Raw genomic sequence first — 12,522 nt, forward strand, 5'->3', positions numbered from 1 at the left:
TCTACAGGCTTATTATGATACTGGACGTATCGGTATAGTTAAGCGGCCGACACACGTGACACAATCAATCCACAGGACATGAGGCGATGAAGATTCTTGGACCGGACACACTCGTATTCGGCGTCGACGACGTCGAGATCTGCGCGCAGTTTTTAACAGACTATGGGCTGACGCCTAGAGGCAACGGCCGCTTTGAAGCGTTGGATGGCACTGGGGTTGTCGTTACCCGCAGGGACGACCCCTCTCTACCCCCGTGGCCGTTCGAGACTGCCAACCAGCTCCGAAAGACGGTGTATGGGGTCGAGAATGACGCCACGCTCGAAGCCATTGCGACTGAACTCAGCCGTGATCGCGATGTGAAGCGGCTGTCCGATGGTTCCATCGAATCCGTTGATGACGCCGGCTTCGCCCTGGGCTTTCAGGTAACGGTTCGCCGGCCGCTGAGCCTTGCAGCGGAAACGGTCAACGCCCCTGGCGACGCGCGCCGCGGGGTCAACGTGCCCGGTGCGCCGGCAGACAAGACTGCGCCCACGCCCCGGCCACGATCGCTTTCGCACGTGGTCTACTTCGTCCCCGATGCCGAAAAGGCAGAGGCGTTCTATATCAATCGGCTCGGCTTTCGCCTCAGCGATCGCTTCATCAACATGGGGCCGTTCCTCCGTCCCGCCGGAACGCTGGATCACCATACGCTTTTCCTGATTCAGACGCCTGCGGTCATGCAAGGATGTGATCACTTCACCTTCCATATGGGAGGTCCGTCCGAAGTTCTTCAGGCGGGCTATACATTTGCCGAGAAGGGTTACGAGACTTTCTGGGGGCCTGGCCGCCACCGCTTCGGTTCGAACTGGTTCTGGTACTTCAACTCTCCCATGGGCTGCCACATCGAGTACGACGCGGACATGGATCAACACGATGATTCATGGGTACCACGGGTGGCGCCGGCCATCGCGGACAACGCTCAGGTCTACCTGTTCAACCGGCGCGAAATCTGGGCGCCGGGAGGTCCGCCTCCCGTGCAGCGAGCCGATTAAGTTCCCTGCATTGGTTCGATAGAGATCAGTGGCTGCAACAGTACAAGTTGCAGCCATTTTTTTTCCTGCTGCAAGTAGAGGTGTCGTAAGTCGCGAGCGCCACAAACGGAAAGCGGGGAGTATGCAACCTGCATACTCCCCGGTCAGCGCATGACAACGTGCTTACAGGCCGCCCAGTGCCACGTACTTGATCTCAAGGTAGTCGTCGGTTCCATACTTCGAACCTTCCCTGCCCAGGCCGGATGTCTTCACCCCTCCGAAAGGTGCAACCTCCGTCGAGATGAGCCCTTCGTTCACCCCAACCATGCCGAACTCCAGTCCTTCCACTATGCGGAAGATCCGCCCCACGTCGCGGGAGTAGGCGTATGCCGCCAGGCCGAACGGTGTGTCGTTGGCGAGGGAGAGTGCTTCCTCCTCGGTCTCAAACCGGAAGAGGGGAGCCACGGGGCCGAACGTCTCCTCGCTAAAGACCTGCGCATCGTTCGGCACGTGGGTCAGTACCGTGGGCTGAAAGAATGTTCCGCCAAGCGCGTGACGCTTTCCGCCGGCCGCCACCCTGGCCCCCCTGGCGACTGCGTCGGTGATGTGCTCTTCCACCTTGAGAACTGCCTCCTCATTGATGAGGGGGCCCTGCACGACTCCCGCTTCCATGCCGTCTCCGACCTGAAGGCGTGCCGACTCCTCTGCCAGCCGCTTGGCAAACGCCTCATAGATGCCGGATTGCACCAGGAAGCGGTTGGCCGCCACGCACGCCTGGCCGGCGTTGCGATACTTCGCCATCAGGGCCCCGCGCACTGCGGCTTCAAGATCGGCATCGTCGAACACGATAAAGGGCGCATTGCCGCCCAGTTCCATGCTCGTCTTCTTGATGGTGGGAGCGCATTGTGCGAGGAGCTGAGCCCCCACTTCAGTGGAGCCGGTAAACGAAAGCTTGCGCACGACGGGGCTGCTCGTCAGTTCTCCCCCGATCGCCCTGGCCGAACCGGTGACGATATTGCAGACGCCTGGTGGCAACCCGGCGCGCTCCGCGAGAACACCGAGGGCCAGCGCCGACAGTGGGGTCTGGCTTGCCGGCTTGATCACGCCGGCGCAGCCCACGGCCCAACCGGGGCCGGCCTTGCGGGTGATCATTGCCGACGGGAAATTCCAGGGCGTGATGGCGGCGAAAACGCCAATCGGCGCCTTCTGAACCAGGATGCGCCGGCCAGCAACATTGTGGGGAATGATGTCGCCATAGACGCGCTTGGCTTCTTCCGAGAACCACTCGATAAAGCCGGCTGCATAGAGAATTTCCCCGCGGGACTCCGAGAGAGGCTTGCCCTGCTCAGCGGTCATGATCGTCGCGAGGTCATCGATGTGCTCGAGCATGAGCTCATAGAGGCGACGCAACACCTTGGCGCGTTCGGCCGGCAAGGTATTGCGCCAGCCCCGCATGGCACGATTGGCCGCTGCGATGGCACGCTTCGTTTCGTCGGCACCGCCATTGGGGACACGTGCGATCAGTGCGCCGTTCGCGGGGTTGCGAATCTCGATGCTCTGGCCGCTATCGGCGGCTGGGACCCAGGCGCCGTCGATAAGCATGGCCTGACGAAGCAGGCCGAGATCCTTGAGTGGAAGTTTGATCGGTCCGCTCATGATTGCTCTCTCAATCGGGGTTGCGGCCCACGAAGAAGGCTTCATCCGGATCGCTGGTCGGATTCAGTCCTGCCGCTTCAAGGCCGCGTCGCAGTGCAGCCATGTCGCGGCTATAAATGCGCGGAGTCGGATGCGGAATCGGGCCGCCGTTGTACCCTTGCAGCCAGGACTGATACTTCCAGATCGTGCGGTTGATCAGGCCACTGGACGCCATGGGCACGCCCGCGAATGCTTTGCGGGCCGGATCGAGCTGATACCACAGGCCGGTGGCCTCATCAAAACTGCCCTCTTGGATCAGCTTGTGGATGCGCGGCAGATAAGGGCCGTAGTAGGCAGAGTAGTTGGTACCGCAGAACGGAATCGGGATCACTTGCGCCAGGGGAACGTACTCATACTCGATCGGGGACGAGATCACGACCTCCTGGTGGAACTCCCGGTGCACTTCGATCGCCGACATGATGTAAGGCATGCCACCCTCGGCCTTGATCGCTGCGACATTGGGACAATCATCGACAAGACGGCGCAGTAGCGGGACCGGCATATCCGCCGGATGCAGGCGCGAGAAGCCCCAGGCAGGAACTGGGAACAGCATGACCGCAAGATTGGTCGCATCGCACAACGCCTTCGTGTATTCATACACTTCGTCAAGCGACTTCGGGTGGAAGAAGGGCGGATAGCCTGCCAGGACAAGCTCGGCGCCCGCATCTTCGGCCATCTTGACAGCTTCGATGTTCTCTTCAAGCGTGTTGAAGACCGCATGATGAATCGTGATGAGGCGGCCGGCTGCCTGGTCGACCATGATTTCGCAAACCTGTCGATACTGGTCGAGCGAAATCGCGAGTTCGGAGCAGGCAAGAGACCCGACGAATCCATGCGAGATGCTCATCTCCACATCGTGCCGGATGGCTTTTTCGTTGATACGCTTGAAATCAGAAGTCATGGTTGGCGTTGTCACATTGGCAACGCCAATCAGATGCTGCCGTCCCCACTCCCGTGCTTCCTTCTTGCTATAGCTAGCCATTTCGAACTCCCTTCTATTAGTGCTTGGTTTCAAACGTGAATGGCAATGGCATTGCCAGGCCGGCCTGGAGGGCCTTCTCGAGGATCATCTCGGCGACGACGATGTCCTGAAGTCCACCGCCGACTGACTTGAACAAGGGCGCCTTTGCAGCCTTTACCTGATCGCCATGGGTACCGCGCATCAGGTTGCCGAGGCTGATTGCCTTATGGTGGAACTCGATGCCGGCTTCTCGCGCCGCGATCATGTCGCCGGTTTCATGCAGAACCTCTTCCAGCGTGTCGCAAACAATCAGATCGCTTCGCTCGACGACGGACGCGTCGATTTCACGCTGCTGGGGGATGGTCGAGCCGATAGAGACCACCGCCGCATGGGGAGCGAGCCAGTCTCCAAAAAGGATGGGTTGCTCTCCCCGCGACCGCGCTGCGGTCAGCACCAAGTCGGCACCTTCAACGGCTGCCCGCGCGGTAGGCGCGCCCGTGGTCTTGATGCCAAGCTCTTTGCTGATGTCCCGTGCAAAGGCATCGCGCCGTTCTGGCGTCGGGCTGAAAATGGTGATTTCAGTCAGCGGCCGAATGCTCGCGAGGGCGCGAGTGTGCATGGTCGCTTCGAGACCGCTTCCGAGTACGGCCAGGCGGGCCGGGCCCGCGGGGGCGAGGCGGTCAAGCGCCGCAGCCGACGTAGCGGCGGTGCGAAACCCAGTCACAAGATTCCCGTCGACGAAAGCCGCGATGCGGCTGGTCTCCTTGTCGAACAGCACGATGACGTATTCCACGCCGGGCGTGGGTGATGCGGCGGACATGCCCATCAGCTTGGCGCCGTAGTAACGGCCCCCCGGAGGGATTGCGGGCAGCGTACGAAGCCAGGCTTTATCGGCACTGGCGATGGTCCGCGGCGGCGTTGCCGATTCGGCGATGGGCATGGCATAGGCGGCCTGCATTGCCCGGATGGCGTCCTCCCAGCGAAAGACCCTGCGGGCCGCGTCGCCGGAAACGAATACGGGGCCTACGGTTGATGTTGGCATTGGCCAGTCTCCTTGGATTGATAGCGCTGCAGCCGTGGTCCCCTCCCGGGAACGCTTAACTGGCTACATGTTGCGATCATATATCCAAATTGAGGCGTGTCAATATGTGAATTGATATGTGTCACTTGCGCCATGTCGAGCTGCCGAACAGTGTTCTGGGAGGTTCTGCGCTAAAGGAATGCAATTTCTTAGGGCTGCCCGTTAGACAGTGACCGGGTTCACACGATGATTTGTGCGCAAAACATAACCTTCAAGGGGTTTGGTAGGTACGATTGCATCCATGTACAATTGATCAAATCAATCTGCGGATTGGGTCGAATGGTGTGCTGGACTGCACTGTGATACTGACGCTACGATTCCGCGCAAACTGCCAGCAATCAAAACGGTGAATGAAATGATCGAGGACGATGTGACGCGGCTTCGCGAATACGTCGACAATGTGGCAACGCAGGGCAACGATTTGCGTTTGCCACCGGAGCCAAAGTTGGGTGAGTTGCTCGGCGTGTCCCGTGGCCGCCTCCGGACGATGTTGAAGCGCCTCGAGGAGGAGGGTGTAATCTGGCGCCACGTTGGAAAGGGAACCTTCGTGGGGCCGCGAGAGGCCGTGCCCGGTGAGCAAAGCCTGACAACTTCAATCAGCGTCGATGACATCATGAATGCCCGACTGCTTTTGGAGCCGCAGCTTGCAGCAGAGGCAGCAGTTCATGCTACGCCGGCTGACATTGCAAAGATGGACGCGTGCCTGGCTCAGATGGCCGAAACTGTCTCGTTCCCCCCGTGGAAGCGGCTGGATGAGCGCCTGCATCGCGCCATTGCGGAATCGACCCACAATGCCCTGCTAGTGATGCTGTATGACGTGCTGCGGGCGCAGGTAAAGGCAAGCCTGGACAGCAGGGTGGAGGAAGTCTATGGCGAAGCGTCAAGTCCGAAGACGACCACGGACTGTGAACACGTGCAGATCACTGACGCAATTCGCGCCCACAATCCCTCGCGGGCAGAGCAAGCGATGCGAGACCATTTGCGGTCCGTCAGAACCCATCTATTCGGATTGCGGTGAGGCACTTCCGGCTTTGGGCAGCGGCATCATCGGGATGCCGCTGCCACCTGACACTGACCAAAGTGACCGCACGACGGTCATCATCTGACGTCGAGCACCGCAAAGGAAGCGACGGCGTCCGCGATCAATCGCGTCCGTTCGGCGTCATATAGTTCTGCGCGAACAAATGCCACCCGGCCGCCAACTCGGGTTGCATTCGCGTCGACCAGGAAATCCCCAGTCTGCGCGGGCGACTGCATATTCACCGTGAGGCTGATCGTGGCGCACGTCTTTCCTTTCGGAAGTTTCGACAGGATGGCGAACGCCATACCGAAATCCAGCATTGACGTGAGCATTCCCCCCGCTATGACGCCGTTTCCCTGAACGGAACGGGCGGTAGCCGAGAAGCGCAGCGTGATGGCGCCGGGGCTACCTTGCACGAGCAACGCTTGCAGCGCCTCCAGGGCAGGATTCGTTCGCAGCGGAACGTTGTGGCTTGCGGCGCCAACCAATTCGTGGATCAGCGCGCGGTCCGGATTGTCCGCTACCACATCGGTATCAAGCCTCATGGTCACCTTGGGCGACGCAGAGTTGGCGTTGCGAACCGAGTCCTTCGATGCTGGCTTCCATGACGTCACCCTCCTGGAGGAACCGCTTGTGATGCGTGCCGTTGCCCGCAGGAGAGCCCGTGCAGATGATGTCCCCGGGTAGCAGCCTGCTGAATCGCGAGATGTATTCAATCTGGCGCTCGATTCCGAACAGCATGTCCGCGGTCGTCTCGTCCTGCATGACTTTGCCGGAGACGGTGAGGCGCATGGCCAGCTTATGCGGGTCCGGAACGCAGTGCCGTGGGACCAGAAAGGGTCCCATGGGAAGGAACCCGGGTTGGCCCTTGGACCGAAGCCAGTCGGTGCCCAGCATCTTGTAGTCGGTGCGGGCGATGAGATCGCGCGCGGAGATATCGTTGACGATGGTAAAGCCGGCGACGTGGTCCCAGGCTCGTTCAAGCGGAATGCGGTAGCCGCCCCGGCCGATGACCACGGCCAGTTCGAGTTCCCAGTCGGGCTGGCTGGTTGTTCTAGGTAGCACCAGATCATCGAATGGCCCGGCCACGGCTGACACTGGCTTGGTGAACACGTAAGGTTCGCCCGTGGCCAGGCGGTCATCCATCATCTTCTCGGCCCAGGCCCGCAAGCCGGCTTCGTCCAGGCCTTCCGGACCCACTTTCATGTCAAGGGTCAGGTCGACCACGTGCTTGCGATAGTTCGCACCGGTGCAAAAGATCTGGCGGGGCAGGTCAACCGGGGCATATGTCTGCAGATCGTCCAGCGGCAACCATTGCACGGTCTCCGGAAGGTCAGAGACGGCGCTATTCAGTACGGGAAGGATCGCGTCCCAGTCGTCAAGCAGGCCAAGCACGGTCTTCCCTGCAAGGGCGCTCGCCGAAGCGTTGTGTCGCGCCAGTTCGCTCAAAGGCAGAACTCGCCCGTCTAGCACGACCCCGGCAAAGCGTGATCCTTGGCTAAGAGAGAACGTCCCAATCGCGAAATTTTTCATACGTTGTCCTGCAAATGGTTTGGCAACAGAGAGGCGTCCACAATGGATTCATACGACGCGAACGAACCAGGCAGACCGAGAGACTTACGATGCTCGATCAAGAGCGCGATGCCCGCTTCGTCGGGTCGCAGTGTGGTGGGAGTTGTATCTAGCATGGCTTGAACTGCCGCTTCAGGCAGTCCGGCGACAGTCAGTACCTCACGCGCCCAACCGGTGTTCTGGCTGACCGCAGTACGTGCCTGCTCTAGCTCTCGCAGCCAGCCCGACACGTTTTGCCGTGCCCCCTTATTGGCGCGACGCATCACTACACCTTGCCCGGGGAATACCGGATAGTGCCTTTGAATCGATGCCACAGCCGACATTCCTTTGGCAATGGCGAGTGCGTCGAACGGCGGTCCCAGCAGAGTCGCTTCACCCTCGCGATTGGACAGGGCATCAAACCGCTCCTTCACACCGCCCGCTGGAGTGAGCAGGTAGCTCGAATCGGCTAGTCCGTTTTCCTTCAGCATCGCCCGCAGGGCAATTACAAAGCCGTTGTCGGGTGAGTCAACAAGTATGTTGGCGCCCGCCAAATCGCTGAGCTGTCTGATGCCTGGCTGAGCCACGAGCGTCAGGGGCGTCGTAGCTTCGATCTGCGCGACGATGCAAAAATCGCGCGGCCCTGGGCGCTGATTCCAGGCTAGAACGTTGTCCATGGCGGTGACAACGACGTCCACGTCTCCCGCGACCAATGCGTCGTACTGAGCATCTGACGAGGTGTTTCGAACCGCTATGAGTGTGCTCTGCTGGCTCGCAGCCATGGCCGTTGCAATCGCCGAGAGCGCTGGCGTCACGAACCACATGGCGCGTAAGGGTGGTGTCTCCATCAAATCCTCGAGTGTTTGGGTGTTCCGATAATTAAAGAACGACGCGTATCGTTTTGTCAAGGTTGCGCAGCATGCGGGAACGATGTCACCGGGGAATTCTGATCTTGACATTCGTGCTACTCGCGACCCATCATACAATACGATACGACTCGTAATGATTGATAGGAGATGAACTCAATGTCGGATATCGAAGTTGCAGCGTCCCAACGTCAGCTCGTCCAACCCGTACGCCGGATCGTGACCGGCGAAAACGTAGACGGAAAATCATGCTTCATCTCGGACGGGCCCACCCCGAATGTCGTCGACCGGCCGGGTCTGCCGACCGCCCAGGTGGTATGGATCACAGGAGAAGGGCGCGCGCCTGGGGAGGAGCCGGCGCCTGCCGGACATGACTGCGGCTTTCATTCGAAGGGCGGGTCCCTCCTGCGTATCGTCGACTTTCCGCCTGACGCCGCGTACAACGAGAACGAACTGCGCCAGTTCCTGGACAAGAATGGTGTGCGAGACACGGACGAGAATGCACGCCACTTCTGGTTTCATAAGACGGCGTCGCTTGACTATGCCTTTGTGCTGGAAGGAGAGATCTGGGCGTTGATGGATGAAGGTGAAAAGCTCATGGTGCAGGGCGACGTCCTCATTCAGCGCGCCACCAATCACAGTTGGGCTAACCGTTCCGACAAGCCGTGCCGGATGGCGTTTGTGCTGCTGGACCTCGTCGAAGGGGAGGCGCTATGAAGAAAGTTATCATTACCTGTGCAGTCACGGGCGGCGCCCACACGCCATCCATGTCCGAGCATCTGCCTGTTACCCCGGAGCAGATCGCATCTCAATCCCTGGAGGCCATCGACGCCGGCGCATCTATCGTGCATCTGCACGCGCGCGATCCGGAAAACGGTCGTCCCACGGGGGATCCGTCGATCTTCCGGCAGTTCGTCGGGACGATCAAGGACGCGTCCAATGCCGTCATTAACATATCCACCGGGGGCGGCGGCCCCAACATGCCCATTGCCGAGCGCGCGCAAGCGGGGGTGGAACTGCGCCCGGAGATGTGTTCGCTCAACATGGGTTCGCTGAACCTCGTCCTGTCTGAGATGGCAGAACGCAAGCGCGAGTGGAAATACGACTGGGAGGAATCCTTTCTTCGTGGCACAAAAGGCCTCATCTTCCGGAATACTTACGACGACATCGAGTGGATTCTCGAGCAGATCGGGAATGCATGCGGCACCCGTTTCGAGTTCGAGTGCTATGACATCGGGCACCTTTACACGCTCCAATATTTCCTGGAACGCGGCTTGGTGAAGCCTCCGCTGTTCATTCAATCGGTATTTGGCCTGCGTGGTGGGATCGGAGCGCACGCGGAGGATTTGCTGCATCAGAAGCGGACCGCAGACAGGCTGTTCGGTGATGCCTACCACTGGTCGGTGTTGGCCGCGGGAAGGCATCAAATGCCCATCGCAACGATGTCGAGCCTGATGGGCGGCAATGTGCGAGTCGGGTTGGAAGATAGCCTCTACATCGGCCGTGGCCAGCTCGCGCAATCCAATGCAGACCAGGTCCGGAAAATCCGGCGCATCCTCGAGGAACTCGGGATGGAGATTGCAGCGCCTGACGACGTGCGTGAAATGCTGGGGTTGAAAGGTCCCAACGATGTGAACTTCTGAGGGTGAAGAGAACAAAGGCGGTGCATGCACCGCCTTTGTCCGCTGGGCAATGAGGCAACTCAGGCGGCGGACCGCTTTGCGGGCGCCTTGTGCGACGCGCGAGGTTGGGTGACCCGTTTGGTGCCCTCCTCAAGGAGCTTCAGGTCGACACCCAGCAGAGAAAATACGTAGTTGATGTGGTTGTTAGCGAAATCCGCATCAAGCGGGCCATGGCCGAGCAGCAGTCGCATGTAGACGGGACCGTACAGTAGATCGCTCAAGGTTTCGATATGCGTGGGGACAGGGATATTTGATTCCTGGCGCCAGGCCTCAAGCACTTCACGGACGACCGCACGGCGTCCATAGTGAAAACGTTCTCGAAACTCCCTGAGCACGGTCGGGTCGGATTGCCCCTCCGCAATGATCTGCGCAACGATTCGCCCAGACCAGCCAGCGTACTCGCGAATCAGCGTGCGAAGGTGCTGCGCGATGGCCGCACCGGGCGGGAGATCACGGGGCATAGGCGTCTTCACGAGGTGATGCTCCATAAAGGCGTCTATGACCACCAAAGCCTTGGAATCCCACCAACGGTAGATTGTTGCCTTGCCGACCCCCGCTTCACGCGCAATCCCTTCGATGGTAATGGACTGGACGCTTTGCGTTTCGAGCAGACGGACCGTCGCTGCGAGAATCTCCGTACGCGTCGCTTCGCTTCGGGGTCGACCCACGCTTCTTCGAACGATGGTTGCGGATGCGGTCATGATCGGAGCGCCCCGGGGGCGCGTATCGTTGTAGTAGATGTTCGACGCAATTATAAGTCAAGTCGTTTCATAATGCGTTGCCGCGGCCATCCCGGCGAAGGATGGCCGCGATATGGCTCGGCTAAGAAATTACGCGTCGCGGCAGCTTTCCTGCGGCCGGTCGTCCGGGTTACTTACATGAAAGGCTTGCGCTCTTCCGGCCACCAGATGTCCGGTTGAGGCTGACCAAACCGGTTGCGCAACGTGCCAATACCACCCACTTCAAGTTCGACAACATCGCCTGGCTGAAGTTTGCGGCCGAGTTCCAGGGCGGAGCCGCCGCCCATTGTGCCGGAGCCGATGACATCGCCGGGCTCGAGTTGTTCCCCAAGACTCGACCATGCAATGAGCTCTTCTACAGTCCAAAGTTTGTTGGCACTGTTGCCCTTGCCCCAGGTCTCGCCGTTAACCCGGACCTCCATAGGGATTGCATCGAGATCTGCGAACTCATCGATGGTAGTAATCCATGGCCCAATGCCATAGGCAAAGTCCTTGCACTTGGTCGGTCCCATCTGGATCGGCATCTCGATCGCCTGGCGGTCCCGGGCGCTGAAGTCGTTGAAGATGGTGATGCCGAAGAGGTAGTCGCGCGCATTTTCGGGACGCAGGTTGCCGCCTCGGCGACCGATGACATAGCCCAGTTCCAGCTCGTAATCCATGTGCTCGATATAGCCAGGCCACGGAACCTCGGCTTCATGAGCAATGACAGTGTGGGGAGTGCCTTTAAAGTATCCGGGCACCTTTAGAAGACTAGGGGTCGGCGCATGACCGATCTTCTCGTGGAAACCTTTGATGTGTCCGATGAAAGTCAGGCCATCACGGACAACAGACGGGTCCGATGCCGGCAGCCAGCTCACGCTTCCGATATCGATCGACGCTTCATCCCTGCGCTCAGCATCGACGGAGCGAGCCGCTTGCAAGAACGTATCGCCTAGTGCGATCGCAGCAGACATGCTTTGAGGGAAGAGTGCCTCCGCGAGCCGGTTGGCCGCCTCTTGCGTCGCGCCTCCGCTGTGGAGGGCAAGCCTCTTTGCCTTCTTGAGATCAATCACGCGCCCTTCCTCGGGTAAGACGAGCACCAAGCGCGCCACATTGCCGTCAGGACCTTGAACACCGATTCTGCCAAGCTTCATTCTTCAGACTCCTTGGGGATTGGATATAGGAGGCGCGCTGCGGTGAGTTGCGCGCCTGTAAGGAAGACCATAGACCAATAATCTATACGGAACGTATCGTTTGTCAATGGGCAGGGTTTTTCCTTACGCACCTGGAGGTAGTTTTTCCGCATGAGGCCTTGTTGTTGTCGGCCCGACCCAATAATATGATGCTGTACGTATCGTTTCGAAATAACATGTGTTGACGACGGACGGCGCCCGCATCTGACTGAACGTGGGGAGAGCGATGGAAGGAGATGCGGGGACCTGGACCTTTGTCTGCCATCTTGGCGACCTCGAAATTGGTCGCACTCGTGGCTTTGACCTCGCGGGCAAGGGACAGGACCAAGTATTCGTGGTGCGGGCAGACAGCGGGTTGCACGCATATGTCAATTCATGCCCGCACTGGCCGACGTCGCCATTGCCCTGGCGGAAGGACGAGTACCTTGACGCTACAAGAAGCGTCATCGTATGTCACGGCCATGGCGCTCGATTCAGGATCAGTGACGGACTGTGCTTCGCCGGTCCCTGCGTCGGAGCACGATTGACTGCGCTACCGGTGAAACTTGACGGCGAACGAATTTGCATCTGGGTCACCGGATCACTACTCAAGCAACCGGATAGCTAGGAATGAATGCAGGCGACTAACGGATCATCCGGCGGCTGCCAGGCTTGACAGTACATAAGGATCTAAGGAGACAAACAATGGAGATGCTGGATTCTCATGCATTGTTGCCAACGTTTCAGCGTGCAAGCCTTGATAG

13 protein-coding genes are annotated in these 12,522 nt (G+C 59.5%); 5 read left to right on the forward strand and 8 right to left on the reverse strand.

Annotated features, from left to right (window positions below; all coding sequences use genetic code 11):
• Nucleotides 1–86 precede the first annotated feature (86 nt).
• Complete coding sequence (locus K307_RS34290; protein ID WP_042885468.1) at nt 87–1,031, forward strand: VOC family protein; 945 nt, start codon at nt 87–89, stop codon at nt 1,029–1,031.
• A gap of 162 nt (nt 1,032–1,193) precedes the next feature.
• Here the strand turns inward: K307_RS34290 and K307_RS34295 are convergent, their stop codons facing one another.
• Genes K307_RS34295 through K307_RS34305 form a run of 3 tightly spaced genes read right to left on the reverse strand, consistent with a single transcriptional unit; the run spans nt 1,194 to nt 4,708 of the window.
• Nucleotides 1,194–2,666: an NAD-dependent succinate-semialdehyde dehydrogenase gene (locus K307_RS34295; RefSeq protein ID WP_080745314.1), complete on the reverse strand. Its 1,473-nt coding sequence runs from the start codon at nt 2,664–2,666 to the stop codon at nt 1,194–1,196.
• 10 nt (nt 2,667–2,676) lie between these two features.
• On the reverse strand, nt 2,677–3,687 hold the full coding sequence (locus K307_RS34300) for a dihydrodipicolinate synthase family protein (RefSeq protein WP_042885469.1): 1,011 nt from the start codon (nt 3,685–3,687) through the stop codon (nt 2,677–2,679).
• 16 nt (nt 3,688–3,703) lie between these two features.
• Nucleotides 3,704–4,708 (reverse strand): ornithine cyclodeaminase family protein, encoded by a 1,005-nt coding sequence (locus tag K307_RS34305; RefSeq protein WP_042885470.1) that lies wholly within the window; start codon nt 4,706–4,708, stop codon nt 3,704–3,706.
• Nucleotides 4,709–5,102: 394 nt separating this feature from the next.
• Here K307_RS34305 and K307_RS34310 point away from each other — a divergent pair, with 394 nt between their 5' ends.
• Nucleotides 5,103–5,765 (forward strand): FadR/GntR family transcriptional regulator, encoded by a 663-nt coding sequence (locus tag K307_RS34310; RefSeq protein ID WP_042885471.1) that lies wholly within the window; start codon nt 5,103–5,105, stop codon nt 5,763–5,765.
• Between the two features lie 80 nt (nt 5,766–5,845).
• On the opposite strand, the gene K307_RS34315 is transcribed toward K307_RS34310, so the two are convergent.
• Genes K307_RS34315 through K307_RS34325 form a run of 3 tightly spaced genes read right to left on the reverse strand, consistent with a single transcriptional unit; the run spans nt 5,846 to nt 8,278 of the window.
• Nucleotides 5,846–6,313, reverse strand: coding sequence for a PaaI family thioesterase (locus K307_RS34315; RefSeq protein ID WP_042885474.1), 468 nt, complete (start codon nt 6,311–6,313; stop codon nt 5,846–5,848).
• Nucleotides 6,303–7,301: a fumarylacetoacetate hydrolase family protein gene (locus tag K307_RS34320; RefSeq protein ID WP_042885476.1), complete on the reverse strand. Its 999-nt coding sequence runs from the start codon at nt 7,299–7,301 to the stop codon at nt 6,303–6,305. Before K307_RS34320 ends, K307_RS34315 begins: the two co-directional genes overlap by 11 nt.
• On the reverse strand, nt 7,298–8,278 hold the full coding sequence (locus tag K307_RS34325) for an ABC transporter substrate-binding protein (protein ID WP_230626245.1): 981 nt from the start codon (nt 8,276–8,278) through the stop codon (nt 7,298–7,300). Before K307_RS34325 ends, K307_RS34320 begins: the two co-directional genes overlap by 4 nt.
• A 66-nt stretch (nt 8,279–8,344) precedes the next feature.
• Here K307_RS34325 and K307_RS34330 point away from each other — a divergent pair, with 66 nt between their 5' ends.
• Both K307_RS34330 and K307_RS34335 read left to right on the forward strand, forming a co-directional pair.
• Entirely contained in the window at nt 8,345–8,902 is a 558-nt protein-coding gene (locus K307_RS34330) for a cupin domain-containing protein (protein WP_155301318.1), read from the forward strand.
• Nucleotides 8,899–9,828: a 3-keto-5-aminohexanoate cleavage protein gene (locus K307_RS34335; protein WP_042885480.1), complete on the forward strand. Its 930-nt coding sequence runs from the start codon at nt 8,899–8,901 to the stop codon at nt 9,826–9,828. Before K307_RS34330 ends, K307_RS34335 begins: the two co-directional genes overlap by 4 nt.
• Before the next feature lie 59 nt (nt 9,829–9,887).
• Here K307_RS34335 and K307_RS34340 read toward each other — a convergent pair whose 3' ends face one another.
• A complete protein-coding gene (locus K307_RS34340) occupies nt 9,888–10,568 on the reverse strand; it encodes a TetR/AcrR family transcriptional regulator (protein WP_042885482.1) in 681 nt (226 codons plus the stop codon).
• Between the two features lie 173 nt (nt 10,569–10,741).
• The gene (locus K307_RS34345) at nt 10,742–11,740 is read right to left on the reverse strand and encodes a fumarylacetoacetate hydrolase family protein (protein WP_042885484.1); all 999 of its coding nucleotides are present in this window, start codon (nt 11,738–11,740) and stop codon (nt 10,742–10,744) included.
• Between the two features lie 265 nt (nt 11,741–12,005).
• Between K307_RS34345 and K307_RS46785 the strand changes: the two genes are divergently transcribed.
• Nucleotides 12,006–12,386, forward strand: a complete 381-nt coding sequence (locus K307_RS46785; RefSeq protein WP_080745315.1) for a Rieske (2Fe-2S) protein — start codon at nt 12,006–12,008, stop codon at nt 12,384–12,386.
• Nucleotides 12,387–12,522: the final 136 nt, after the last annotated feature.

The sequence above is a fragment of the Cupriavidus necator A5-1 genome (genome assembly GCF_000744095.1).
Taxonomy (GTDB): domain Bacteria; phylum Pseudomonadota; class Gammaproteobacteria; order Burkholderiales; family Burkholderiaceae; genus Cupriavidus; species Cupriavidus necator_A.